This is a genomic window from Carnobacterium sp. (genome assembly GCF_045617425.1).
In the GTDB taxonomy this organism is placed as follows: Bacteria; Bacillota; Bacilli; order Lactobacillales; family Carnobacteriaceae; genus Carnobacterium_B.
In genome coordinates, this window is the sequence record NZ_JAZLIO010000014.1 from 21,570 (window position 1) to 47,167 (window position 25,598).

General features: G+C 34.8%; 23 protein-coding genes, 1 tRNA gene and 1 other annotated feature. Of the genes, 4 read left to right on the plus strand and 20 right to left on the minus strand.

All coding sequences use genetic code 11. The features are described from left to right. Positions 1–95 precede the first annotated feature (95 nt). Complete coding sequence (locus tag ACKI3H_RS07260) at positions 96–704, minus strand: superoxide dismutase (RefSeq protein ID WP_407371612.1); 609 nt, start codon at positions 702–704, stop codon at positions 96–98. A gap of 258 nt (positions 705–962) precedes the next feature. Between ACKI3H_RS07260 and ACKI3H_RS07265 the strand changes: the two genes are divergently transcribed. Beyond that, positions 963–1,712 (plus strand): DUF1189 domain-containing protein, encoded by a 750-nt coding sequence (locus ACKI3H_RS07265; RefSeq protein ID WP_407371613.1) that lies wholly within the window; start codon positions 963–965, stop codon positions 1,710–1,712. A gap of 51 nt (positions 1,713–1,763) precedes the next feature. Here the strand turns inward: ACKI3H_RS07265 and ACKI3H_RS07270 are convergent, their stop codons facing one another. Both ACKI3H_RS07270 and ACKI3H_RS07275 read right to left on the minus strand, forming a co-directional pair. Further along, positions 1,764–3,113: a DEAD/DEAH box helicase gene (locus tag ACKI3H_RS07270; protein WP_407371614.1), complete on the minus strand. Its 1,350-nt coding sequence runs from the start codon at positions 3,111–3,113 to the stop codon at positions 1,764–1,766. 169 nt (positions 3,114–3,282) lie between these two features. Continuing rightward, positions 3,283–5,295: a KUP/HAK/KT family potassium transporter gene (locus ACKI3H_RS07275; protein WP_407371615.1), complete on the minus strand. Its 2,013-nt coding sequence runs from the start codon at positions 5,293–5,295 to the stop codon at positions 3,283–3,285. A gap of 503 nt (positions 5,296–5,798) precedes the next feature. Between ACKI3H_RS07275 and zwf the strand changes: the two genes are divergently transcribed. Further along, complete coding sequence (gene zwf / locus ACKI3H_RS07280; protein ID WP_407371616.1) at positions 5,799–7,286, plus strand: glucose-6-phosphate dehydrogenase; 1,488 nt, start codon at positions 5,799–5,801, stop codon at positions 7,284–7,286. A gap of 49 nt (positions 7,287–7,335) precedes the next feature. Here zwf and ACKI3H_RS07285 read toward each other — a convergent pair whose 3' ends face one another. The 3 genes from ACKI3H_RS07285 to argR all read right to left on the minus strand — a co-directional run bounded on the left by ACKI3H_RS07285 (position 7,336) and on the right by argR (position 10,274). Beyond that, entirely contained in the window at positions 7,336–8,196 is an 861-nt protein-coding gene (locus ACKI3H_RS07285) for an aldo/keto reductase (RefSeq protein ID WP_407371617.1), read from the minus strand. A 61-nt stretch (positions 8,197–8,257) separates the two neighbouring features. Then, on the minus strand, positions 8,258–9,787 hold the full coding sequence (locus ACKI3H_RS07290) for a phosphomannomutase/phosphoglucomutase (protein WP_407371618.1): 1,530 nt from the start codon (positions 9,785–9,787) through the stop codon (positions 8,258–8,260). Between the two features lie 31 nt (positions 9,788–9,818). After that, the gene (argR, locus tag ACKI3H_RS07295) at positions 9,819–10,274 is read right to left on the minus strand and encodes an arginine repressor (RefSeq protein WP_089975358.1); all 456 of its coding nucleotides are present in this window, start codon (positions 10,272–10,274) and stop codon (positions 9,819–9,821) included. A 171-nt stretch (positions 10,275–10,445) separates the two neighbouring features. Beyond that, positions 10,446–10,682, plus strand: a binding site (T-box leader). A gap of 92 nt (positions 10,683–10,774) precedes the next feature. On the opposite strand from argR, the gene argS reads away from it, so the two are divergent. Next, positions 10,775–12,469: an arginine--tRNA ligase gene (gene argS, locus ACKI3H_RS07300; RefSeq protein WP_407371619.1), complete on the plus strand. Its 1,695-nt coding sequence runs from the start codon at positions 10,775–10,777 to the stop codon at positions 12,467–12,469. A 62-nt stretch (positions 12,470–12,531) separates the two neighbouring features. On the opposite strand, the gene ACKI3H_RS07305 is transcribed toward argS, so the two are convergent. From ACKI3H_RS07305 to ACKI3H_RS07325, 5 genes are all read right to left on the minus strand, one after another. Then, positions 12,532–13,065: an acyl-CoA thioesterase gene (locus tag ACKI3H_RS07305; protein ID WP_407371620.1), complete on the minus strand. Its 534-nt coding sequence runs from the start codon at positions 13,063–13,065 to the stop codon at positions 12,532–12,534. A gap of 2 nt (positions 13,066–13,067) precedes the next feature. Beyond that, positions 13,068–14,318, minus strand: a complete 1,251-nt coding sequence (locus ACKI3H_RS07310) for a thiolase family protein (protein WP_407371621.1) — start codon at positions 14,316–14,318, stop codon at positions 13,068–13,070. A 179-nt stretch (positions 14,319–14,497) separates the two neighbouring features. Next, positions 14,498–15,007 carry a tRNA (uridine(34)/cytosine(34)/5-carboxymethylaminomethyluridine(34)-2'-O)-methyltransferase TrmL gene (gene trmL, locus ACKI3H_RS07315; RefSeq protein WP_407371622.1) on the minus strand — a complete coding sequence of 170 codons (510 nt, stop codon included), beginning with the start codon at positions 15,005–15,007 and terminating at the stop codon, positions 14,498–14,500. Between the two features lie 36 nt (positions 15,008–15,043). Next, positions 15,044–16,216 carry a tRNA epoxyqueuosine(34) reductase QueG gene (queG, locus tag ACKI3H_RS07320; protein ID WP_407371623.1) on the minus strand — a complete coding sequence of 391 codons (1,173 nt, stop codon included), beginning with the start codon at positions 16,214–16,216 and terminating at the stop codon, positions 15,044–15,046. Between the two features lie 345 nt (positions 16,217–16,561). After that, positions 16,562–17,422: a methyltransferase domain-containing protein gene (locus ACKI3H_RS07325; protein ID WP_407371624.1), complete on the minus strand. Its 861-nt coding sequence runs from the start codon at positions 17,420–17,422 to the stop codon at positions 16,562–16,564. Between the two features lie 200 nt (positions 17,423–17,622). Between ACKI3H_RS07325 and ACKI3H_RS07330 the strand changes: the two genes are divergently transcribed. Next, on the plus strand, positions 17,623–18,057 hold the full coding sequence (locus ACKI3H_RS07330) for a DUF2188 domain-containing protein (protein WP_407371625.1): 435 nt from the start codon (positions 17,623–17,625) through the stop codon (positions 18,055–18,057). A gap of 58 nt (positions 18,058–18,115) precedes the next feature. On the opposite strand, the gene ACKI3H_RS07335 is transcribed toward ACKI3H_RS07330, so the two are convergent. From ACKI3H_RS07335 to ACKI3H_RS07375, 9 genes are all read right to left on the minus strand, one after another. Further along, positions 18,116–18,625, minus strand: coding sequence for a YtxH domain-containing protein (locus tag ACKI3H_RS07335; protein ID WP_407371626.1), 510 nt, complete (start codon positions 18,623–18,625; stop codon positions 18,116–18,118). A 126-nt stretch (positions 18,626–18,751) separates the two neighbouring features. Continuing rightward, complete coding sequence (locus ACKI3H_RS07340) at positions 18,752–20,011, minus strand: aminotransferase (RefSeq protein ID WP_407371627.1); 1,260 nt, start codon at positions 20,009–20,011, stop codon at positions 18,752–18,754. 98 nt (positions 20,012–20,109) lie between these two features. Further along, positions 20,110–20,247: an OadG-related small transporter subunit gene (locus tag ACKI3H_RS07345; protein ID WP_407371628.1), complete on the minus strand. Its 138-nt coding sequence runs from the start codon at positions 20,245–20,247 to the stop codon at positions 20,110–20,112. 26 nt (positions 20,248–20,273) lie between these two features. Next, complete coding sequence (locus tag ACKI3H_RS07350; protein WP_407371629.1) at positions 20,274–21,395, minus strand: sodium ion-translocating decarboxylase subunit beta; 1,122 nt, start codon at positions 21,393–21,395, stop codon at positions 20,274–20,276. A 45-nt stretch (positions 21,396–21,440) separates the two neighbouring features. After that, complete coding sequence (locus ACKI3H_RS07355) at positions 21,441–21,791, minus strand: biotin/lipoyl-containing protein (protein WP_407371630.1); 351 nt, start codon at positions 21,789–21,791, stop codon at positions 21,441–21,443. Between the two features lie 13 nt (positions 21,792–21,804). Further along, positions 21,805–22,101 (minus strand): oxaloacetate decarboxylase, encoded by a 297-nt coding sequence (locus ACKI3H_RS07360; RefSeq protein WP_407371631.1) that lies wholly within the window; start codon positions 22,099–22,101, stop codon positions 21,805–21,807. A 14-nt stretch (positions 22,102–22,115) separates the two neighbouring features. Next, positions 22,116–23,531: an oxaloacetate decarboxylase subunit alpha gene (locus ACKI3H_RS07365; protein ID WP_407371632.1), complete on the minus strand. Its 1,416-nt coding sequence runs from the start codon at positions 23,529–23,531 to the stop codon at positions 22,116–22,118. Between the two features lie 82 nt (positions 23,532–23,613). Then, positions 23,614–25,254: a phosphoenolpyruvate carboxykinase (ATP) gene (locus ACKI3H_RS07370; protein WP_407371633.1), complete on the minus strand. Its 1,641-nt coding sequence runs from the start codon at positions 25,252–25,254 to the stop codon at positions 23,614–23,616. A gap of 249 nt (positions 25,255–25,503) precedes the next feature. Beyond that, positions 25,504–25,587: transfer RNA gene (locus ACKI3H_RS07375), tRNA-Leu, on the minus strand. Positions 25,588–25,598: the final 11 nt, after the last annotated feature.

Here is a 25,598-nt window from a genome sequence, read left to right on the forward strand (position 1 = left end):
CTACCACAAAAGATAGCGGTTACAAAATTTCGTAACGTAATACTCTATAGAAAAAAAGACAAACACATGAGTGCTTGTCTTTTTAAATCAAAAATTTATTTAGCTGCTTCGTAACGTTTTGCTACTTCATTCCAATTAACAACATTCCATACTGCTTTTAAATAAGCAGGACGTTTGTTTTGGTAGTTTAAGTAGTATGCGTGTTCCCAAACATCTACTCCGAAAAGTGGTGTTTTTCCATCTGTTAATGGTGAATCTTGATTAGCTGTTGAAGTTACTTCTAATTTACCATTATTAAGAACTAACCATGCCCAACCTGAACCAAATTGGCCAGCTCCAGCAGTTTCAATTGCTTCTTTGAATTTGTCAAAACTTCCAAAAGTTGCTTCAATATCTTCTTTTAACGCTCCAGTTGGTTCTCCGCCACCATTTGGTGAAAGAATTTCCCAGAAGAAGCTGTGGTTAGCATGTCCGCCACCATTGTTACGGATAGCTGTACGAATTTCTTCAGGAACCGAATTTAAGTCTGCTACTAATTCTTCAATTGTTTTTTCAGCTAACTCTGGGTATTTTTCAAGAGCAGCATTTGTTTTTTCAACATATGTTGCATGATGTTTATCATGATGAAACTCCATAGTTGCTTGATCGATATGTGGTTCTAATGCATCATATGCATAAGGTAAGTTTGGTAATTCGTATGTCATAATCAATTCCTCCAATTATCTTTTTTTAGGCTTTCCCTAATAAATGTAACACCTTTCAATAAAAAACACAAAGTATTCAGGTAGTTATTTTTAGAAAAAAATAACACAATTACTTTTTAGTACCTGTAGCCTATTGAGTTTATTAAATTTAACCGCTACAATAAAATTAAGCATTATTTAGTACGTAATAGAAAAATCATTCGTTTTATCAAGTCAGGAGAGATTATTATTCAATTCATAACTTTGGTTAAAGATTCATTGCTTCATCCAGAAAATTTAGCGCAAGCAATCACGTTAAAAAAGAGAAAAGTAGTTCTTTATTTTTTATTTATCGCTTTTATCGCAACTATTCCAATTTGGATACAAAGCAATCAAATAATCAATAATTTTAGTCGAGATGGCCAAATTATTGCAGAAAGCATTCCATCATTTACTATAGAAAATAATCAACTTGTTACATCTGAACCTGTAAAAAGTTATATTTATCAAACGAATTCGATTATTTTCACCTTTGACCCAAACGGAGAAAGAACCATTGAAGATGTAGAACAAGATTTAGTTGCAAACTTATTAGGCATTGCTTTTTTAGAAGACAGTCTTTATTTTGTTCTTCCAGATTACCCTATTCAATTGCCATATGCTCAGTTAAATGGCTTAACGAGCGAAACATTTATTGACCTTATTTTAAATGTTCAGGCATTTGGTATTAATTTGCCATTTATTACATTTGTTCTGGTATGGTTATCCACTCTTTTTATTACATTTTTGTATACTTTACTCTACACGTTATTTGCAAATATACTCTCTATCCTTACTGGAAGAAAGTTGAAATTTGGCGACAATTGGAAAATCGTACTAGTTGCTTCTACGTTGCCAACATTATTCATGGCACTATTAAATAGTATTAATTTAATGCCTGCTTTTCAACTGGAAATCAAGACAGTTGTAACTTTATTCATCTATTATTTAGCTATTCGAGTACTGCCTAAAACGAAACGTATACCTTAAAAACGGATATTAAAAAGGAGTTGAGAATCATTCTCAACTCCTTTTTTGCAATTATTTTTTCTTATTCGCTTTTTTGATTGCGTTAGCTTGGCTACGACGTTCAACACGACGTTTCTTGTCGCTGCTTTCTTTGATAGCACGTGACATTTTTTTCTTGTAGCCTGGTTTTACTTTTTTCTTTGTTTGACTGATCATGCTTTTCAGTCTAGGATCAACGGTATCAGTAGAGGTATTTTCACGAGTCGTACGACGTTTACGGTCATACGTATCTACTATTTCCCCTTTTTGAATCATTTTTGGTTCAAAAGGAATCCCTAATTTTTCAATATCTACAATTAAGTTTTCATCGCTTGGAGCATACAAAGTGATGGCTGTTCCTTTAAGATTGTTTCTTCCAGTTCTACCAACACGGTGAATAAAGAAGCTAAGGTCTCTTGGAATCTCAGCATTGATTACATGTGAAACACCTTCAATATCAATACCACGTGCAGCTAAATCAGTTGCAACAACAAATTGATATTCAAGATTTTGTACTTGTTTCATTACACGTTTTCTTTCACGTGGAGGAATATCTCCATGAATCTTAGCTACTTTGATCCCTCTGGATTTAAGACCATCCGCTAATTCATCAACTTTAGTTTTCGTATTTGCAAAGATCATGACCAAATACGGTTGTCCTATTGTCAATAATTCATAAATAACATCAATTCTGTTTTTCCCTTTTGTAGAAATAAGCCAATTTTCAATCGTTGGCGAAATAATTTCTTTAGGCTGAATTTGTTCAAATAATGGATTAGACATATACTTTTTCAAAAACGGTTGCAATTTAATTGGGATAGTCGCTGAGAAGACAAGCATTTGCAACTTTTCTGGTAACTTACTTGCGATTTGGTCAACATCTGTTAAAAATCCCATATCTAACGTCATATCTGCTTCGTCAATAACCAAAACTGGAGATGTATAAATCAATAAAGCTTTTTCAGATACTAAATCTAGAATTCTTCCAGGTGTTCCAATTACAACATGTGGTTGAACTCCAGCTAATTTAGTCATTTGTCGTTTTTTATCTGTTCCACCTACAAAATTTTGTACAATGATTTTAGTAGGAGCTTTTTCAACTAATTGAAGTGCTGCTTGATAAATTTGTTCTGCTAATTCTCTACTAGGAGAAGTGATCACCACTTGCACTTCTTTGCGTGATGGATCAATTTTGTTTAGTAATGGAAGTAAAAATGTATGAGTTTTTCCTGAACCCGTTTGTGATTGACCAATAACACTTTTCCCACTTTTAATAGCTGGTATAAGCTTTTCTTGTACTTCAGTTGGTTTTGTAAAACCAATTTCATTTATTGCGTCAATTAAAAAGGGTTGTAACCCAAACTTTTCAAAGGTATGTTCCATTTTATCGCCTCATTTCTCTTGATACTCTTTTGCATCTTTTGTATTATACCATAAAATTGAAGCATTCGTTACTTAAATATATATGCTTTCAAAATTCTCTTTCAATGCAAACAAGAAGCCTTCGTAGAATGTTACTTTCTTCCGTAGGCTTCTTTGCTTGAAGGCTTCTTTATTTTTTTGTGGTAACTCGTTCCAATTTGGTTTTTTTACGGTTTCCAAGCAATAATGGAACGTGTTCAATTTTTACGTCTGTGTATTCAAGTCCAAACCATTTTATTGGAGAAACAGAAACTTTTTTTATTGCTAATTTGACTGACATAATAAAATGACCCCTACGAGATAGTTCAGAATCTACAGAAAGTTCTTCACGAACCAATACAAAACAAAAATCGCCAATATCTTGATTAAAATTATTCGTAGCCCAATGTTGGGGTTGTTTCTCAATTGTCCCATCTGCCATAAGATCTATGATGATTTGTCTCAAATAGGTACTCACTTGTTGAGGAACTCTAAAACCAAGACGCAATTGAACTTTAATAATAAAATCTGTCTCAAAGGTTTCTACAGTATACTCCATTGTTCTGGGTTCATCTGTTACAAGAACGTTTACAAACCAGTAAATAGCTGCACGTTTTGGTTGCTTATCAAATATTGAATAAATAATCTCATTATCAATCATACCCGCAGTTTCTTTGCTCGTAAGGTACACGAGATTAGTGGCATAATAAGGAATTGACTCTTCAACTCGAAGTTTGCTTAGTTGATCTTTGTAATCTAAAAGACTCACTTCTCTTACAATGTTTTGCTCAATTTGATTTGCTTTGTGCCATATAACCATGACCATTAAAATAGTCGCTGCGATAATGATGGTTACAAATCCGCCGTGGAAAAATTTTGAAATACTTGAAATGAAAAATATGACTTCAAGTACACCGAAGAAAATAATCATCATGCCTGCCAGTACTTTAGGGACTTTTTTAACAATTAAGTAATTAAACAACAGTATAGTCGTCATTAACATTGTAATGGTAATGGCTAGTCCATAAGCTGCTTCCATGTGCTCTGAATTTCTGAAATATAAAACGACTCCTAAACAAGATAACCATAAAATCGTATTGACAACTGGAATATACAATTGACCTTTAGAACTTGATGGATAAATGGTTTTCAAACGGGGCAATAACTTTAGCTTTATGGCTTCAGAAACCAACGTATATGACCCTGATATTAACGCTTGTGAAGCAATAATTGCTGCTAATGTTGCCGCAGTTACCCCTACCATTCTAAACCAATCGGGCATTATTTCAAAAAAAGGATTAAACCCTTTTATCGCTTGCAGCTGTTCATTATCTTTAACATCTAAAAGCCAAGCCCCTTGTCCTAAATAGCTTAATAACAAACAAATTTTAACGTATGGCCAAGTTAAATAGATATTTTTACGACCTACATGTCCTAAATCAGAATACAAGGCTTCCGCTCCGGTCGTTGCTAGGAAAACACTGCCCAATATCAAGAACCCAGCCTTGTTGTTTTCACTAAATAAAAATTTAATTCCATACACAGGTGAAAGTGAACGAAAAATATCAAAGTTTCCCACGACGTTTACTAACCCGATTGTGCCAATCATAAAAAACCAAAGAAACATTAAGGGTCCAAAAAATTTACCAATCAATTCAGTTCCAAAACGTTGAATTAAAAATAAAAAAGTGATAACAACTAGCGTAATCATAATTACCGTTTCTTGACCTGTTCCAAAAAATGCAACATAAGCAGGAATCGTTCTTAGACCTTCAATTGCTGTCGTAACGGTAACTGCAGGCGTTAATATCCCATCGGCTAAGAGAGCTGCCCCTCCTATGATGGCCGGTATAATTAACCAAACCGCCTTTTTTCTAATCAAAGCATAAAGCGAAAAAATACCGCCTTCTCCATGGTTGTCGGCTCTTAGAGCAATCATGACATATTTAATTGTTGTCAATAACGTAAGTGTCCAAAATACTAAAGATAACGCTCCATAAACAAATTCATCTGTAACGGAAACTAGTCCCCCATTGCCTTCTATTAAAGCTTTCATAACGTATAACGGAGAGGTACCGATATCCCCGTAGACAACTCCTAGTGTTACTAACAATCCTGAAATAGATAGGCTCTTTTTTTGTTTAGTGGTTAATTTATTTTCCATTTTTCTGTTCCGTTCCTTCCATATCCAGATGTCTGTTTTAAAACCATACAAAAAAGCAAGACCTATACGTAATCTTGTGAGATTACGCATAGGTCTTGCTTTTTAAGTTTAAACCAGTGTTTTACTAACACAGACTAGTTGATTTAAACACATAATATATGTTAGCTACTCCCCTATTTGATAGGCTTATTTAATTGTATGATTTGATTAACAGTCTTTATTATAGTAATTTTGAAGCCATTGTCAACAATTTAATGTAATGGAATAACGTGCATCATCGTTGCACTATTTGAGAAGAAAAATTCTCACCTTTTTAAACCAGTAAGTCGTCATTCTTTGTGTACTATTGTATACTATTAATTGAACAAACTAAAAATGTGTAATAAGAGCTCTTACTTTTTAAAAGAAAGAATCAACGAATGATTGATTCTAAAAGCAGAAACCAGTACAATAGTTTTAGAAAAGATGAACGTCTTTGTTCTAGAAGAGGGGTATAAAGATAGATGACAACTGAACAGAATGTTTTATTTACAATCTTTGGAGGAACCGGAGATTTAGCAAAGAGAAAATTGTATCCGTCTCTTTATCGCTTATATAAAAAAGGATTCTTGAACGAACATTTTGCTGTAATCGGAACTGCTAGAAGAGAATGGACGAATGACTATTATAGAGAAATTATTAAGGAAACGATAAGTGACCTAGTTATTTCAGAAGAAGCTGCAACTGAGTTTGCCAGCCACTTCTACTATCAATCACATAATGTTAATGATGCAGAACATTACGTCAACTTAAAAAAATTAGCCGAAGAATTAGATAACCGCTACCAAATCAATGGCAATCGTTTATTTTATTTAGCTATGTCTCCTAATTTTTTTGGAACGATCACTCAACAATTAAACCAACAAGGATTGGTATCAACTAATGGATTCAATCGTTTGATTATTGAAAAACCGTTTGGTCATGACTATGAGAGTGCTGCTATTTTAAACGAACAACTCCGAGAAGTATTTGATGAAGATCAAATTTTCCGTATAGATCATTATCTAGGCAAAGAAATGGTACAAAATATTTCTACTGTTCGCTTTGCAAATAACATGATTGAATCTATGTGGAATAATCGCTACATCGATAATATTCAAATCACGTTAAGCGAATCTTTAGGCGTTGAAGAACGTGGCGGTTATTATGATAAAAGCGGTGCTTTAAGAGATATGGTACAAAATCATATTTTGCAAATTGTCTCTCTCCTGGCAATGGAGCCCCCTGCAAAACTTACAGACATAGATATTCGTAATGAAAAAATTAAAGCTTTACGAGCTGTTCGCCTTTTCAGCTCTGAAGAAGTGAAAGAAAATTTTGTTCGTGCTCAATATAATGTTGGCACTACCGACGATAGTTTATTGAATAAGTACCAAAACGAACTAAACGTTGCAGAAGATTCTCAAACAGAAACGTTCGTTGCAGGTAAAGTCCTGATCGATACATTCCGTTGGAAAGGTGTTCCCTTCTATATTCGAACGGGTAAAAGAATGGCGGAAAAAGGCACACAAATCAATGTTGTCTTTAAAAATGTTCCTTTAAATTTATTTAGTGCAGATATTGAAGAAGATTTGCCACCAAATGTATTGACCATTTTCATTCAACCAACTGAAGGATTCTCACTTCAATTAAATACAAAAAAAGTTGGGATTGGCTTAGAAACAGAAACGTTTAATCTTAAGCACAAGCATTCAGCCGAAACAGTTGCAAATAGTCCTGAAGCTTATGAAAAATTGATTTTTGACTGTTTAAATGGTGACGCAACAAACTTTACGCATTGGGATGAAGTAGCTTCTTCTTGGAAATTCGTTGATGCTATTCGTAAAGAATGGGATCAAGATAAAACGGATCTTCCAAGTTACCCAAGTGGTTCCATGGGTCCAAAAGAAAGTGATGCCTTGTTAGAAAAAGACGGTTTTAGCTGGCATTGGAATCCTATTACATCTGAATAAACAAAAAAATAGACGTAAGCAGATTCTGCTTACGTCTATTTTTTTGTTTTTATACTGGTCTGATGGACGTTTCTAATAATCTTTCTTGATCATCAGGGTCACTGCCATATCTTATCCCAGTTTCTAATGAATTAATTTGTTCCATCTCTTCTGCTGTTAAAGAAAAGTTAAATACATCGCTATTTTCTAAAATACGATTTTCATGAACTGATTTTGGAATAACAACTTCTCCTCGTTCTAAATGCCAACGGATAATCACTTGTGCAGGAGTCTTGAAATATTTTTGACCGATTTCTAATAGGATCGGATGATTTAGTAGGTCAGATTTCCCCTGGCCTAAAGGACCCCATGCTTCATGAATGATACCATTTGCCTTCATGTATTCATGTAATTCATTTTGTGGGAATTCAGGATGTGTTTCTATTTGGTTGATCATTGGTTGCATCAATCCCTGATTTTTAAGTTCTTCAAGATGGTGAATTTGGAAGTTAGATACTCCAATCGCTTTGATTTTTCCTTCTTCATACAATTCAACAATGGCTTTCCATGTTTCAACATATTTTGGAGCAGCCCAGTGAATTAAATATAAATCTAAATAATCTGTGCTTAAGCGATCTAAACTTTCTTGAAAAGCTACTTTTGTTTGTTCATAACCTTGATCATAATTCCATACTTTAGAAGTAATAAAGACCTCTTCTCTGTTGATCCCAGCTTCTTTTAATCCACGAGCTAAATATTCTTCGTTGCCGTAAATTTTAGCTGTATCAAAATGACGATAGCCTACTTCAACTGCATATTTAACAGCATCCACTAATTCAGCTTCATTTTTCATTAAAAATAATCCTAAACCTAATTTAGGTATCTTGACTCCATTGTATAATTCAATACTTTCTACTAACGGTTCACCCATTTACTACACTTCCTTCGCCATCATTTTTACATTATTAAGTTTAAACCATTTTGACTGACATTTACAAGCGAGACGAATCTAAGTCAACTTGTTCATAAAAAAAGTCTTTAACTGTTTCTCTTAATTTTTTAATGGATCCGGCTTGATCGCTCTCGAAATTTAAAACTAGTAAAGGTTCATGCAAGCTCATACGCAACAACATCCAGCCAGCACCATACTGTCCGGAGGTGTTTACTCGTACACCTTCTAAATTGGTAAGCTCAACTGTCAAATCGGTTTCATTTTCAATAAAGTTACTGAAATCTTCCATAACCTTCTTACCTATCACCTGGATATCTTCTGGTAAAATTTTAAACCTAACTTCATCCGTTTCAACAGGTTGTTTTAAAGAAGTAATCAAATCTGAGAAGTCTTTTCCTTCTTTTTTCAAATTCGCATCGGCCATTAATATTTTTGCCACTAAGTATGCACCATCATCTAGAAAATAGTTTTCTTGAAGTGCTGCGTGTCCGCTTGTCTCAATAGCTAAACTGGTTTGTATGCCTTCTTTATTTAACTGAATCGCACGATTGATTACATTCCGATATCCTGTAATGTAACGGTCTTGCTTGCCCCCTAGAGACGTGATAAACGTTTTTAGATGTTCTGATGTAGCTGAACTTGTCACAATTGTCGTATTTGGGTTTTCTTTTATTAGAATAGCTGAAATAACAGCTATTAAATTGTTTCGGTTCAACGTGTCACCTTTACGATCAACTAAGGCTGAACGATCTACATCTGTATCAAAAATAACACCCATATCTGCTTTATATTGCAAAACAGCTTCTTGGATACTTTTCATGGCTTCTTTATTATCAGGATTTGGAATATGATTAGGAAAATGTCCATCCGGATTTAAATATTGACTGCCACTAATATCAGCACCTAATGGAGCTAGTACTTTTTCAGCAAAAAAACCTCCAGCACCATTTCCTGCATCCACAACAATATGGCGACCACTTAGTGGTTTTTCATAATGGTCTTTATCATTGATTCCAATGCGAATTTTAGTAACCAAATCTTTCGCATAATCATTCAACAATGGAGCTTCTGAAACTTTTCCTTGATTGTTTTCCCAAGTAACATTTTCCCAGTCTGATTTTTGCAGAATAAAGTCGATATCTTCGTGTTCCGCACCACCGTCTTTTGTGAAAAATTTTAATCCATTGTATTCAAACGGTAAATGACTAGCCGTTATCATAACGGCACCGTCACATTTGTATGAGTCATATTGTGTAGACATAAACATTGCAGGCGTAGTAGAAAGTCCTACATCTACAACATCTATTCCTGCGTTATTTAATCCTTCTATGAAGATTGTTTTGATTCGATCAGCAGACAATCGGCTGTCATGACCTACAGAAACGATTACTGGCTTTTTTTCATCTTCTATAGCTAATTGCTTTACTTCTTTTAGCCACACCGCATAACCATAAGCAATTTTTTCAATTCTTTCATCTGTTAAGGTTATATCATGGTCTGACGTTTTTATGGCTATCCCACGAATGTCAGATCCATTTTGTAATGAGGCTAAATTAAATTTAGACTCCATGATTGATCCACTCCCTATGAAATTTTAAAAATTACGCTTCGATCCATCTTTTTAAATACTCATGCATTTTTTTAGCATCTTCTTCATCTTTTGAAATAATTAAACAAGTGTCATTACCGCCTACAGTACCAACCATTTCTGGAAAATCAATGGCATCTAACAATGCAGCCACCACATGCGCATTACCCGGTATAGTCATCAATACATTGGTAAACTGTACTTGGGTCAATCGAATCACAACATCTCCTAATGTAGATTGGAGTTTTTCTTCATTAGACATTCGATTATTTTGGAATATCGTATACTTAACGTTACCATTGGATGATGTCGTTTTAACTAAATGCATTTCTTTGATATCTCTTGAGATGGTTGCTTGTGTAGCCTCAACACCTTCTTGTTTGAGATAATGCAACAACTCCTCTTGTGTAGCAATGTCGTGATTTGTGATAATTTGTTTGATAGCTAATTGTCGATTTGATTTTTTCATACTGCAAGGCCTCCTTCTAATTTAACAATTCTTCTTTTGTAGTATACCAAACAATTGTTGTATACGCTTATATTTTACGATATTTTTACAAAAAGGTGAATAAAAATTCTATTATTCAAAAAGAATGGTATTCTCCTAGACAATTTGCTATAATAAATAAAGTTCAACTATATCTGCTCTATGATGAAGAGAGTACTGTTAAGAAACATTTCAAGCGAGTTGGGACGGTGTAAGCCAACAATGAAAACTTTCAGGAACCGCACTTCGGAGAGAATACAGCTGGTTTAAAATACAGTCCGCCTGTATCCATCAGCTCATTCGGTTTTGTTTGCCGTTATCTAAAAACAAGTGGTTTCGTCATTGGACGAAGCAACAAGAGTGGTACCGCGGGGAAACCTCGTCTCTTTTTTGATTAGCATAGAATCAAAATTGGGCGTTTTTTTTATGTCTAAAATACTAAATTCTGATCGTCAAAAGGCGTTCATCTAGGAGGAAAAACTATGGATTATAAATTAAGTGTTGCACAAGCTTTAAAAGAGCAAATTGGTGATGCATTACCAATTGAAAAAATTGTCAGTTTATTAGAAAATCCGAAATCTGCAGAACATGGTGATATTGCGTTCCCTGCTTTTGCTTTAGCAAAAGCTTTTCGTAAGGCGCCTCAACAAATTGCAACTGAATTGGGAGAAACGGTTCGTTCCCCTATCGTTGAAAAAATTGAGGTTGTTGGACCTTACCTAAATTTCTTTTTAAATAAAAAAGAAGTTAGTGCTGCCGTATTAAAAGAAATTCTTGAAAAAGGTCCTCACTATGGAGATGCTGATATCGGTGGAAACAGAAATGTTCCTATTGATATGTCGTCACCAAATATTGCCAAACCCATTTCAATGGGCCACTTACGCTCAACAGTTATCGGAAATTCTTTAGCAAATATTTTAACAAAAGTAGGTTTTAATCCCATTAAAATCAATCACCTTGGTGACTGGGGAACTCAATTTGGGAAATTGATCGTTGGTTATAAACTTTGGGGCAGCGAAGAAGCTGTAAAAAAAGATCCGATTGTCGAACTTTTACGCTTATATGTAAAATTCCATGAAGAAGCAGAGGAAAAACCTGAATTAGATGACGAAGCTCGCGAGTGGTTCAAAAAATTAGAAGATGGCGATCAAGAAGCTCAACAATTATGGAAATGGTTCCGTGAAGAGTCTCTTAAAGAATTTAACCATGTCTACGAACGCCTAGATATTACTTTTGATTCTTTTGATGGTGAGGCTTTCTATAACGACAAAATGCAAGAAGTTATGGAATTACTAGAAGAAAAAAACGTATTAACCATAAATGATGGTGCCACTATCGTTGATTTAGAAAAATACAACTTGAATCCAGCATTGATCAAAAAATCTGATGGCGCAACATTGTATATTACGCGTGATTTAGCTGCAGCCCTTTATCGTAAACGTACTTATGATTTTGCAATGTCTTTATATGTTGTTGGTAATGAACAAAGCAACCATTTCAAACAATTAAAAGCTGTATTAAAAGAAATGGGTTATGACTGGGCAGATGATATGCACCATATTCCATTCGGTTTGATCACACAAGGTGGTAAAAAATTATCTACTCGTAAAGGAAAAATCGTTTTACTTGAAGAAGTTTTAGATGACGCTGTTGCTTCTGCACTTGAACAAATTGAAGAAAAAAATACAGATTTGCCAAATAAAGAAATCATTGCTGACCAAGTTGGTATTGGTGCTGTTGTCTTCCATGATCTAAAAAATGATCGTTTAAATAATTTTGACTTTACTATCGAAGAAGTTGTTCGTTTTGAAGGAGAAACAGGTCCTTACGTTCAATACACAAGAGCTCGTGCAATGAGCATCTTAAGAAAGTCAGGGATTGCTGGAATCGATACAACCGTTGACTATCCTTTAGATGATGCTTATAGCTGGGAAATTATCAAATTGCTAGAAAGTTACCCAGATGATGTTCAACGTGCCTATGAAAAATTTGAACCTTCTGTTATTGCTAAGCACGCTATACATTTAGCTCAAGCGTTCAATAAATACTATGCAAACAGTAAAGTGCTTGCTGACGATGCTCAAAAGCCTGCTCGTTTAGCGCTCGTTCAATCTGTTGCAACTATCTTAAAAGAAGATTTAAGATTATTAGGTGTTCAAGCACCCGATCAAATGTAATAAACAATAAAAAGGGATCAAGACATTTTATTTTTGTCTTGATCCCTTTTTATCGTCTATTTTTAATCTTCATCCATCCAAGCATTCGTTAATGTAATCTTTTGAGCAAATTGTTTGTTGAATTCTCTTTTAATAAAACGGTTTTTATTCCGCTCTTCATATCCATTGCAGATAAATGATTCCTCTTCCGTTTCAGGTTCAATCAAAGGTACGATTGCTTTACTTTTATCGGTTTTAAAGGCTACAAATGTTAAAAAAGCTGTGACCGCTAAATATTGTTCTCCAGTAAGTAAATTCTCTCCGATAACTTTACAAAAAACTTCTACAGATGATTTTCCAACACCTGAAACATAAGCTTCGATAGTAATAGCATCATTTCGTTGAATAGGATGCAAAAAATCTACTGAATCCGTTGAAGCTGTTACAGATTGCGAGCGAGCGTGTCTGGTCACGGCTATCGAAGCTGCAATATCCAGCATGCTCATAAGTTCTCCTCCAAATAATGTTCCATGATTGTTCAATTGATTTGGGAAGATCCTATGTGTTTGAACAACTAATGATTCGCGACATCTTTTTACAGGTCTTTTTTTATTCATTTTTAAACAGATCCATTCTCTAATAATAAAGCGATTCCTTGACCGCCACCAATGCACGCTGATGCAATGGCATATTTTTTTTCAGGGTGATTTTTAAATTCATAACAAAGCGAAGTAATGATACGAGCTCCTGACATTCCTAAAGGATGACCTAATGCTACAGCTCCACCATTTGGATTCAAGCGATTGTACATTTTCGAACCAGGTTCAATGCCTAATTCTTTCATACAACCTAGTATTTGAGCGGAAAAAGCTTCATTGATTTCTAAAATATCAATATCTTCAAGTGTTAAATTTGACTGTGCCAAAACTTTATTGATAGCATAAACGGGGCCCAATCCCATTACATTTGGGTCGCACCCAGCTATTGCAAAATCAACAATTTTAGCCATTACATCTAGTCCACGCTCTTTTGCAATAGAAGCTTTAGTAAAAATCTCAAAAGCTGCCCCATCATTCAACCCAGAAGCATTCCCAGCAGTGATTGTACCTTTACCATCTTTACGAAAAGCTGGTTTTAATCTAGCTAAACTCTCCATATTTGTTTCTGGTCTAGGGTGTTCATCAGCATCAATGACAGTCATGCTGCCTTTGCGCCCTTTTACTTCAATTGGAATGATCTCTTGAGCAAGTCGTCCACTATCAACAGCTTGAGCAGCTTTTCTTTGGCTGTCCATTGCATAGATATCTTGTTCTTCTCTAGTGATTGTATACTTTTCAGCAATTTTTTCTGCAGTATCTCCCATATGATGAACTTCAGGGTATTGTGCATTGGGTTGAGCATGCAGATGAAGTGCTAAGTTTGCATCAATAACATTAAAGTTTCCAACTTTAAAGCCTTCCCATCTCGATTCGAGCGGTAAATAATACTCTGAGCGAGACAGACTTTCCACTCCACCAGCAGCAATAAAATTAATATCCATTGTCATCAATTCTTGCACCGCTGAAATAGCGGATTGAATACCTGAGCCACAAATACGATTTACCGTCATTCCTGTTGACTGTTGTCTCAATCCTGCTTTCAATCCTATGACACGTCCAATATTGCTTTCCTCTTGCGTTCCCATCGCTTGACCAGCTATGACTTCATCTATCTCTTCACTCGTCAGTCCTGCTCGTTTAATTGCCTCTTTGAGCGCAATTGCTCCTAGCTCTCCTGTAGGAACAGATTTCAACCCACCTAAATAAGAACCTATTGGTGTACGTGCTGCTCCAACAATAACAATGGGATCCTCAGTTTTTAATCTTGGCATAAATTAAACCTCTCCTTAACTTATAGGGATGCATTCTTATTCATTATAATTCGTGCAAAAAAGATTATCAAATCACATTGACCTATTTAAGCAATATTAAGAAAAGCTTTACCTTTAAGATAACAGTTGTCATCATTCATCAAATAAGAATCAAATAAATTTGATTCTTAAGATTAGTTTTAATCTAGTTTGTCGTTATCGTAATGATGAGCTAATTCCATACCTTTAAAACCTTGTTGACGAAGAGCCTCATAAATTAAAATAGCCGCTGTATTGGATAAATTTAATGAACGCACATGCTCGTCGTTCATTGGAATACGCAAACAGTCCTCTTCGTGTTCGCGCATAAATTCTTCTGGTAAACCAGTTGTTTCTTTGCCGAATAGAAAATAATGATCGCCCTCAGTAGCTTCATAATCAACATCACTATAGACTCGATTACCAAATTTAGTGATTAAATGCAACTGTCCATTTTGTGCAACTTCCATAAATGCTTCTAAATTTTTATGATACGTAATATGGACTTCATTCCAATAATCCAATCCAGCTCTTTTTAAATGTTTATCATCCGTTTGAAATCCTAAAGGTTCAATCAAATGCAAATGTGTATTTGTTGCTGCACATGTTCGAGCTATATTTCCTGTATTTGCAGGTATTTGTGGTTCAAATAAAGCAATATGGTTTGTCATGTTAATCAAGTTCCTCCTAAAATAACCCTAAACGAATTATTTTTTTTTCTCTCTTTTACTTTTAATCGTCTCAATAGCCTGTTGTATTTCATAATAGGCTTCTTTGTCTTCTTCTTTGGTTAATGCCTCTTCTAGAAATTCAATAACCATTTCATCTCTAGCAGAAACAATTTTTGCTATTGACCAAGCCGCTGTTCCTCGAATCACAGGCCGAATATCTTCTTCAATGCAGCGCAATAAATCTGGTAAAGCCGATTTGTCTCGGTAGTTGCCTAATGCAATAATAGCATTACGTTGAAGTGGTTTTTTTCCACGCCAAGAACCGGACATATGGCCAAACTGTTCTTTAAAATCCCGATTACTAATCGTCAGCAATGGTTTGAGCTTTGGCATAACACTCTCAGGATCTGGTTCCATTTCAGGATGAAAATGAGCATTTTTTCCTTTATTGTATGGACAAACAATTTGACAAATGTCACATCCGTAAATAACATGTCCCATTTTCCGCCTGAATTGTTCTTCCATCATCCCTTTTGTCTGGGTTTGATATGAGAGACATTGTTTAGCATTAATCCGTCCATCCCCCAGTAACGCTCCAGTAGGGCAAGCATCCACACAACGCGTACAATCTCCGCATCCAAACGGGACAGGAGTATCAGCTGAAAAATCAAGATTCGTAATAATTTCTGCTAAGTAAACATAGGAACCAAATTCTTCGGTGATCAGTAAGCCATTTCTTCCGATAAAACCTAACCCTGCACGCTGTGCAACAGCTACATCTACTAGTTCTCCGGTGTCTACCATGGGTTTATACGTAGCTACTTCTCCCGCTTCAAGACGAATATATGCAATCAATTGATCCATTTTATCCCGTAAGACGTTATGATAGTCGGTTCCCCAAGAAGCTCGTGCAAATTCTCCACGACGTTCTCCCTTCACCAGAGGCGGTGGAGCATCCAATTTTGTAGGATAAGCTAAAGCAATTGAAATAATCGAACGCGGATTTTCAAATATCAATTCGGGGTATATCCGTTCTTTGATCACTTTATGTTCAAAACCAGAATGATGTCCAAGTTCTTGCTGCTTCTCTAATTTTGCTTCTAGTTCATCAAATGGATTGGCGGTTGTAAATCCAATTTTATCTATTCCAATTCGTTTACTTTCTTCAATAATTTTATCTTTTAATGAAGTTGTTGCTTCTCCAACCATAAGCTTCACTCCCATAAACTCAATCTTCTCGTCTATTTTAGCGTATTTTCACTTTAAAGACAAAAAATCTTTTGTAAAAATTCAATTACACTAAAAGATAGACCATCAAGCTAAAAAAAAGCACAAAAAAACGCATCGCTTCGGTGTCCAGCACTGCGAAACGATACGTTAGTTAAGCCTATTACAATTCATTAACTTTTATCAAAATCTGATGGATTCCTGATAAAAACGAATGACGTTTAAGAACTTATAGGTAATATAACATCGCTGTGGTATTGTTGCAAGTGTCTGTGGCTGAGATTGTTTATGAAAACGGTATATATTAACACAAAGTTCACAATTCGTTCACAATGCACCTTGTTTTTGTCCTATTAAGACACAAACATCAATGGTGATTTTTTTTAATGGATGATCTATGGCATATTTTTTAGCTTTTGGACTTGCACCCCAACTTAATGGAGTCATCTTCATTAAGTCTGCAAATAATAATGGAGTTAAATCAAATGAATACTTGATCGTTTTTATTTCCATCAACGGAAAATGCTCTTTAAACTTCGCGATTACGACCTCATTTGAATAAGTTTGCTTTTCTTCTTGATCACGGTAAAGCAGTCGTCTTAATTCAATCAGATACTCTTTTTCTGGAACCACTTTAATGACTTGACCACCTTTTTTTAAAAGTCGATCAAATTCTTTGTAATTTGAAGGTGAAAAAATATTTAATATTGTATCGTACTGCTGCGTAGCAAAAGGTGATTGTGCTAAATCCGCAACACACCAAAAGGCACTAGAAAAATGAGTTGCTGCTAATTGAATGGCGTCTTTAGAGATATCAAACCCAATTTTTTGACCCTTTAACCCTAACTCTGTTAAATAATCTAGTTGAGAACCTTCTCCGCAACCAACATCTAATGTATGCCCATTTTCTTTTTCAGCAATACTTGGATATAGTTCATCTAATAAGGGGTGAAATAATCCTGCAGTTGCAATATTAAATCGTGAAGACAACATTTCTTTGTCATACTCGTTTTTTGTTCCTTTTAATAAGAAATAAAGTGTCCCTTTTTTTGAAATATCAAAAAGATGTCCATTTAGACAACTTAAACTATTTCCGTCTATCTTGTTAAATGCTTCTTCACAAATTGGACACTGGAACAACTCACTATTTTCTTTCATAAATAATGCAGCTGCTTCTATTTTTTTCATATATAGCCTTCTTCCACACAAGTTAGGATTTATTCTTTCTTATCCAGTAAACTTTTTAAATACCCATCTAATAATATACCATTTTTAATTGATTATTTCATAGTTACTATAAAAATAATCAGTCAATCATTTTATTTGTTCGATTACATGAAGAATGGTATAACAGACTCATACAAACATTTAAAAGGAGGCTAATTGTTATGCCATGGGATATGAACGACTACCCTGTTTCACTAAAGAACTTTGACCCACTGTTACGAAAAAAAACGATTGAAATTGCTAATGCTCTTTTAGCTAATGGATACGAAGATGATCGTGCTATTCCAATTGCGATTTCACAAGCTAAATCTTGGATAAAGGATGCTTCTAAAGATGAAAAAGAATCTTTTGATAAAGAAAACAATCCTAAAAAAAATGATCATCACGATACTTCAAGTGCTAATCCCAAGTTACTAAATAATCCTGTTGAAGTTTTTTTTGAAGACGATCATTGGTTGGTCAAAACAAAAGAAGCCAAACGAGCTAGCGAGACATTTGATAAAAAAACCGATGCCGTAAATCGAGCTAACGAAATTGCTGGAAATAAGGACACTGAAGTCATTATCTATAAAAAAGATGGTACACGACAACATTAAAATAAGACACATGCGATGAGGTACCTCATCGCATGTGTCTTATTTTTTAATCAATCATTTAAAAAGTATCTACTGGATTATTTTCAACTTTAGCTTCATCAATTTCCATTTTAGCTTCATCCACAACCGCTTTTGAAATATCTTTTGCTTCTGAAGTTGTTTGGCTGACTTGATCTTTCAAATTTACAGCAGTATATTTCGCTTCATTTACAGCTTCACTTAAATTAGCTTTTAAAGTTTCTTTGCTCCCGGGTACACCATCCTTAACGTCTTTTAAATCTGCTTTTAGAATTTGAGAGTCCATTTTAAGTTGTTCTGCTAATTGTTTTGAGACCAATTGCACATCAGTTTTCAAACCAACTGCTGCATCAGTTGCAATAGCTTTAAAGTCTCCACCACGTTCTTTAGCAATCGACATATAATCACTAGAAGATTCTTTAAGCATTTCTGCTTTATCTCTCAGCTCTAATTGATACTCTTCTCCAGATTTAGGTGCAAATAAGTAAGCTGCTACATATGCCGCCGCTCCTCCTATTGCTGCTCCAAATAAAAATGTTCCTTTTGACATTTGTCATCTTCCTTTCTGTGATAATACTAAAATTGAAGTTTCTCATAACAAACTTTGGACTTCAATTACTTCTACTATCATTCTACATTTTTAGATTCAATATAACAAAAGTTACCCTTTACTATTTTATAAAGATAATTCTTTTTTCAAACTAATAGATTCAATACATAAACAAATGGCATCCATTGCTGCATCTAAATCCTCTAATGATACTGGTGTTGGTGCTAATCGAATACTGTTATCTTTAGGATTATCACCATAAGGATAGGTTGCACCTGCCTCTGTTATAGCTACCCCAATTTCAGCTAATGCATGAACAATTTCAGTTGCACATCCATTTTTGGTAGTCAAATGAACAAAATAACCACCTTTTGGTTCTGTCCACTCCACATAATCTTTATCTACAAAATAATCGGTTAGTTTTTGATTGATCAAATCAAATTTTGGTTTTAAAATTTGTGCATGGTCAGCCATATGTTGAGAGATATGGTCTTTATTTTTCAAAAACTTCACATGACGCATTTGATTGATCTTATCAAATCCAATCGTTTGAAAAGAAAGTTCTTTTGCTACTATATCAATATTACGTTTACTTGCTCCTAAAGCTGATACACCGGCACCTGGAAAAGTGATTTTTGATGTTGAACAAAACATCCATGCACGATCTGGATTTCCAGCAGCTTTACAAGCAGTTAATAAATTTTTAGCCGAATGTTTATCTTCCGTCAAATGATGCACAAGGTAGGCATTGTCCCAAATAACCATGAAATCCTCTGATCCTGTCTTCATATTGGCTAAGCGGTCAACCACTTCATCTGAGTAGGTTATACCTGTTGGATTACTATATGTAGGAACACACCATATTCCTTTTATAGCAGCATCATTCTTTACAAGTCTTTCTACTTCATCCATATCAGGACCATTTTCTTTTAATTCAATTGAGATCATCTCAATGCCTAAGTTTTCTGTCATTGAAAAATGACGATCATATCCTGGGCTAGGACATAAAAACTTAATTGTTTCGTTATGAATAGGACCCCTCTTTCTTGAAAATAGATTAGATACGATTGCTAAGTGCATTAAACTTAAACTAGAGTTTCCTCCAATCAAAATCTCATCCAAGTTGGTTTCTAAAAGTTCAGAGAATAACTTTTTAGCTTCATAAATACCAGTTAATTCTCCATAATTGCGAATATCTACATTACCTTGACTCATAAAATCTGATGAGGAAGAAAATACATCCAACATTGGTTGTGATAATTGTAATTGTTCTTTACTCGGTATGCCTCTTTTTATATTTAAATTCAAAGGTTGATCTACATATTTATCATAACTTATTTTTAAGTGAGCGTAATACTTTGTTAACTCTTCTGCTGATTGTTTCATTTATTTGTCTCCTTTCCCTTTTACTCTTCTAAAAAAGTATAGCGAAGAACAATTAAGAAAGCAAAACAAAGTTCGAGGTGAACTCTGTTTTACTTTCCTTAATTTTTATTGGAAAACCATTTGACTAAACCCATACAAGCTAAGAAAAGAGTACCTAATACCATAAAAATACCAACCATTCCATACCCCATTAATTCCAAACCTTGTTGTAAGGCTGTATAATCAATATTAAACATCTTTTCACCACTTTCTTCTTAAAAAATTATGAAAAGTACCCTAATAATAAACCACCGGCGATTACTGAAGCAATCTGTCCTGAAACATTTGCTCCTGCCGCATGCATCAAGACAAAATTTTCTTTATCTTCTTCTTGAGCCATTTTTTGGATTACTCGAGCAGACATCGGAAATGCAGAAATGCCCGCCGCGCCAATCATAGGATTAATTTTTTCTTTACGAAATAGATTAATAAATTTGGCAAATAGTACCCCAGCGACAGTATCCATAATAAATGCAATCAAACCAAATCCAATAATTAATAACGAGTCTACAGTTAAAAATAATTCTGCCGTCATTTTAACTGAAATGGTTAACCCTAGTAAAATACTAACAATGTTTACTAACTCATTTTGAGCAGTATGACTTAATCGATCTAAGACTCCACATTCTCTTAATAAGTTACCAAACATTAAAAAACCAACTAATGGTAAAGAAACTGGCGCTATAAATCCAGATACGATGATAACAACGATAGGGAAAAGGATACGAACTGGTTTCGAGATAGATGTTGAAGTATAATGCATTCTTATTAGGCGTTCTTTCTTTGTTGTGACAGCTCTAATCGTTAATGGTTGGATTATGGGTACCAAAGCCATATAGGAATAAGCAGCTACCGTAATAGGACCTAATAAATGTGGGGCTAACTGCAATGCAACAAAAATAGAGGTAGGTCCATCTGCTGCACCGATAATGCCAATCGAAGCAGCTTCTAGAATGTCAAAACCAAAAATAACCGCAACTAAAATAGTAAAGAAAATTCCAAATTGAGCAGAAGCTCCAAATAGTAATAAAATTGGTTTTTGCAGCAATGGTCCAAAGTCAATCATCGCTCCGATTCCAATAAAAATCAACAGAGGGAACACTTCAGTCGCAATTCCAAAATCAAACAAAATATTGAGGATGCCTTCTTGTTCTTGATTATTTGCTAATTGAGTAATTAATCCAGATTGTGGAAAATTAACCAACAGTGTTCCAATTCCCATAGGTACTAGCAAAGTTGGTTCAAAATTTTTCTTAATACCTAGATACATTAAACATGCCCCAATGGCCATCATAATGATTTGTCCAATTGAAATGGACAATAAACCAGAAAAAAAAGTACTCAAACTATCTCCTCCCTCACTAGGAATTTGAAATAAAAATAATTTTTCTTAATTTGGAATAATTAGGAACAGAACTTCTCCAGCTTCTACCGATTGATTGGATTGAGCCTTTATTTGCGAGACGACACCATCAACTGGAGCAACAATTTCGTTCTCCATCTTCATTGCTTCTAATATACAGACTGTTTCTCCTGCTTTTACGGATTGTTTTTCTTGTACCTTAACAGACAAAACTCTTCCTGGCATAGGAGCTGTAATCGATATTCCATCCAACGGATTGCCATTGTTTTTGTTAGAACTTAAAGTTTCATTTTCTTTATTTTCATTCAATTCCCCATTAATTTCCTTTACTGAAACCTGATACACTTTACCATTTACTGTTATCTCATAATTTTTCATCAGCGCACTCCCTTTATCGAATTCGCTCAATCTTTGATACTTGGTAAGTCTTGTCTTGTCGGTCCTCATTAGCTAAAATCAATGCCATCAAAACAGCAATTATTTTGGTTTCTTCATCTTCATCCTGATCAAGTGCTGGAAAATCTTGGTTTGTTTGGACAGATGTCTCTGTTTGATGATTGACTTTATGTTGATTTGTTTTCAAGTGAATCAACTGACGAAACAATTGCCACACAATAAGCAGTACAAATAGTGCTAACAATCCAACAACGGCAATCACCACTATATCCAAATAAGAAAAACGTTCCATTTTCTCACCTCTTTTTATAAATAGGCAGATATTTTAATTGTTTGCTCCTCATCTATGGTCTCTTTTTTTTGTTCAACATTTTCCGTTGAGTATTTTTTGATTAGAAATTCTTTTCCAACTTGTGGGAATAAGGCATACGTTAATACATCTTCATCCGATTTTGCACTATTTCCTATCTCTTTTTTTAAACGTTCAAACTCTGGTTGAAGGTGATCAGCTGGTCGATTCGTAATAACTGGTTCATTATGGATAATCTGCTTTCTAAAATCGTCGCTAATCGGCATTGGCGAACGTCCATATGAACCCTGTAAATATTCTTTGATTTCATTTGGAACCATCTTGTAACGCTCTCCCGCTAGGACGTTAAAGACTGCTTGTGTACCCACCATTTGGCTCATAGGAGTTACCAATGGAGGGTATCCTAAATCTTTGCGAACTTGTGGGACTTCCTTTAAGACTGCTTCATATTTTTCAGTCGCATTTGCTTGTTTTAATTGTGAATACAAATTGGATAACATCCCTCCAGGAACTTGATACAACAGTGCTTTCGGGTCTACAGCCATCATTTTTGGGTTTAATTGCTGATTAGCTAGATACTTATCTCGAATAGGTTTAAAGTAATCAGCAATTTCTTCCAATAACTGGAGATTTAACTTTATTGTTGCAAACCCCTCATTTAATGCAATAGCCATTGATTCAGTGGGTGGTTGACTCGTTCCCTCTGAAAAAGGTGAAATAGCAGTGTCAATCATATCTACACCAGCTTTAACGGCCATTAAATACGTCATTTGTGAAACACCACTTGTAGCATGAGTGTGCAAACTAAGCGGTACAGTAATAACGTTTTTCAGCTCGCGCACAAGTTCTTTTGCCACAAATGGTGTTAGGATACCAGCCATGTCTTTTATACAAATTGAATCTGCACCCATTTTTTCTAGTTCTTTAGCTAGTTGAGTATAATATTCTATTGTGTGCACTTCGCTTATGGTATAGCAAATAGTCAATTGAGCATGTTTCCCATATTTTTTCACTGCTTTTAAGGAAGCTTCCAAATTTCTAGAATCATTTAAGGCATCAAAAATCCTGAAAATATCTATACCATTTACACTAGCTTTTTCAACAAACTTTTCTACAATATCATCTGCATAATGTCGATAGCCCAAAAGATTCTGGCCTCTTAATAGCATTTGTAACCTAGTGTGCGGTGCTTTTTCTTTGATGGCTCTTAACCTTTCCCAAGGATCTTCATTTAGAAAACGAATCGCAGCATCAAAAGTAGCTCCTCCCCAACATTCCAGGGAATAGTAACCGACCTGGTCCATTTTTTCAATAATAGGCAACATTTCTTGCGTCGACATTCTTGTAGCCATCAAGCTTTGGTGAGCATCTCTCAAAACGGTTTCCGTAATTTCAACCGTATGTTCTTTCATTTTTTCATACTCCTTTCTAGCAAATGAAAAGGATTAGGTAAACCAAATGAAACAACTAATTTTTAATGCATGTACTCTCATTTTATTCAATCAATGCCTGCATGGCTTTTAATGCTTCGTCTGGTAAAACGTTCATTTTATTTTTTTCCTTTTCTTCTTGAATATATGCTACTCGCATGTTTAGACGTTCTTGAACCAACTGACGATACTCTGAATCGTTAAATTTGGGCTCATAACCATTCACTACTAAATAACTCAAATTACCAAGTTTTCCAAACGGTTTAAATTCTGCTGTTTCTTCAACGATTGATTCAATACTGCTTAACGTAACAGCCGCAGTAACGTTTTTGTCTCCAAAATAGCCTGTATTTAAAATATAACAATCAATGTTTTGATCAGTAAATAATGCTTTAAAATGACGGTAGTCTTCTTCAAGCGGATAAATACGGAATGGATTTGCATACGGCTCAATCACAAGTTTATTGATATCGACCCCCTTTTTCAAACGTTCAGCTGTAGAACGTTTTGTAGCTAAGGTAGCTCCAAATGTTGCAGCAAGTATTGGATCATTTATTTTAATTACGGGTGGTAAACTTTCATCTTTCATGATCCAATAGATCGCATTTATTGATTCATCAAATTTATCTACACGATTTGACGTAGAGTAACGTGATTTTATAGTTCTACCATTACCATTACGTAGATCTTCTGTTAATAGAACTTTATCACCATTTTCATCTAACGTGACTGCTACATTTTGTACAGTCACAAAATAATCAACTTCAACATGGTCTGAAGGATAATCTTGTGTTTTATCAAAATAAGATGGTTCTAATGCAATAGATGAACCATTTTTTAGAGAAATAATAAATGCATCATCATGCAAAACTTCCACCTCATATTTATGTTCATGTTTAGCATGTGTTAATGTAGACTTTCCTGATCCGGATAGTCCAAAGAATGCTGAAACATAATTTTTTCCATTAGTTAAAGTGAATTTTTTTTGTCCACCATGGCATGCAACGTATCCTAATCGGTGAGCTATCCCCCAAGCAAGTGTTAATGTTGCTTTCTTTAACTCTCCAAAATAATTCATACCTAAAATAACTGCTGTGTTGTGCTCTGAATCAAAATAAGCCAGACCCATTGGATAATCCGGATGATGCCATTCTGGATCTTGATAAATAAAGATATCACCTTCATTTATTGGTCTGGATTCGAGGTACATTTCATTGTACAGTTCGTTACAAATTTGAAAATTTAATAACCAAGAGTATAAGTTATTTTCTTGGCCAACAGGCACACTCAAATGAGCTTTCACCATAAACTCAGGATCTAAACCAACATAAACGGTTCCTTTATATCGCATTTTATTTTCACCTTGATAAATAGCTTCTCGAATGATTGGAGCCAATTTAGCATCTTCTGCAGGATTTTCTCCTAAAATACGTTTTGCTGCTGCTGTACGGCCTACTACAGCTCCACCATTCTCAACTAGAACTTTTGCTCCATATGGTAAGCCTAATTTTTCTGGATACTTAACCAACAAGTCTGTTACAATGGTATGCATTGATTCTTTAGCTAGTAAGTATGCTTCTTCTATCGTTTCCACTTCATTAATATTGTTCCCATACATCGTTGTTTCTACTACCGCACGTAATGGCGAAAATAGAGGGTTGTTTTTTTTAATTTCGGATTTTGAAAAAGTAGATCTTGTTGACATATTATCCTCTCCTTTTTAGGTGATAAATTTGAACGGACTATGCATATAATCAATAGAATTTACTCGAACTTTCAAAAGCTTATATCAAAAGAAAACAGTCGATATTTACACCACCATCATAACAGATAGCATAAAAATAATGAATAAAGTATCCTTATATTACAAAAAAAGGTTAATTGGTAGTCGCTTACTTATTTTTCAAACAAAAAAAGAGTCCCAAGAACGAAATGTTCTTGGGACTCTTTAGTATACCGGCGGCCGGAATCGAACCGGCACGCCCTCGCGGGCACAGGATTTTGAGTCCAGCGCGTCTACCAGTTCCGCCACGCCGGCATATGGACTGC

Bases quoted from the DNA above. Each gene is read 5' to 3' on its own strand.
- ACKI3H_RS07260 (WP_407371612.1), bottom strand. From the start codon at position 704: ATGACATACGAATTACCAAACTTACCTTATGCATATGATGCATTAGAA.
- ACKI3H_RS07270 (WP_407371614.1), bottom strand. From the start codon at position 3,113: ATGGAACATACCTTTGAAAAGTTTGGGTTACAACCCTTTTTAATTGAC.
- ACKI3H_RS07275 (WP_407371615.1), bottom strand. From the start codon at position 5,295: ATGGAAAATAAATTAACCACTAAACAAAAAAAGAGCCTATCTATTTCA.
- zwf (WP_407371616.1), top strand. From the start codon at position 5,799: ATGACAACTGAACAGAATGTTTTATTTACAATCTTTGGAGGAACCGGA.
- ACKI3H_RS07285 (WP_407371617.1), bottom strand. From the start codon at position 8,196: ATGGGTGAACCGTTAGTAGAAAGTATTGAATTATACAATGGAGTCAAG.
- ACKI3H_RS07290 (WP_407371618.1), bottom strand. From the start codon at position 9,787: ATGGAGTCTAAATTTAATTTAGCCTCATTACAAAATGGATCTGACATT.
- argR (WP_089975358.1), bottom strand. From the start codon at position 10,274: ATGAAAAAATCAAATCGACAATTAGCTATCAAACAAATTATCACAAAT.
- argS (WP_407371619.1), top strand. From the start codon at position 10,775: ATGGATTATAAATTAAGTGTTGCACAAGCTTTAAAAGAGCAAATTGGT.
- ACKI3H_RS07305 (WP_407371620.1), bottom strand. From the start codon at position 13,065: ATGAATAAAAAAAGACCTGTAAAAAGATGTCGCGAATCATTAGTTGTT.
- ACKI3H_RS07310 (WP_407371621.1), bottom strand. From the start codon at position 14,318: ATGCCAAGATTAAAAACTGAGGATCCCATTGTTATTGTTGGAGCAGCA.
- trmL (WP_407371622.1), bottom strand. From the start codon at position 15,007: ATGACAAACCATATTGCTTTATTTGAACCACAAATACCTGCAAATACA.
- queG (WP_407371623.1), bottom strand. From the start codon at position 16,216: ATGGTTGGAGAAGCAACAACTTCATTAAAAGATAAAATTATTGAAGAA.
- ACKI3H_RS07325 (WP_407371624.1), bottom strand. From the start codon at position 17,422: ATGAAAAAAATAGAAGCAGCTGCATTATTTATGAAAGAAAATAGTGAG.
- ACKI3H_RS07330 (WP_407371625.1), top strand. From the start codon at position 17,623: ATGCCATGGGATATGAACGACTACCCTGTTTCACTAAAGAACTTTGAC.
- ACKI3H_RS07335 (WP_407371626.1), bottom strand. From the start codon at position 18,625: ATGTCAAAAGGAACATTTTTATTTGGAGCAGCAATAGGAGGAGCGGCG.
- ACKI3H_RS07340 (WP_407371627.1), bottom strand. From the start codon at position 20,011: ATGAAACAATCAGCAGAAGAGTTAACAAAGTATTACGCTCACTTAAAA.
- ACKI3H_RS07345 (WP_407371628.1), bottom strand. From the start codon at position 20,247: ATGTTTAATATTGATTATACAGCCTTACAACAAGGTTTGGAATTAATG.
- ACKI3H_RS07355 (WP_407371630.1), bottom strand. From the start codon at position 21,791: ATGAAAAATTATGAGATAACAGTAAATGGTAAAGTGTATCAGGTTTCA.
- ACKI3H_RS07360 (WP_407371631.1), bottom strand. From the start codon at position 22,101: ATGGAACGTTTTTCTTATTTGGATATAGTGGTGATTGCCGTTGTTGGA.
- ACKI3H_RS07365 (WP_407371632.1), bottom strand. From the start codon at position 23,531: ATGAAAGAACATACGGTTGAAATTACGGAAACCGTTTTGAGAGATGCT.
- ACKI3H_RS07370 (WP_407371633.1), bottom strand. From the start codon at position 25,254: ATGTCAACAAGATCTACTTTTTCAAAATCCGAAATTAAAAAAAACAAC.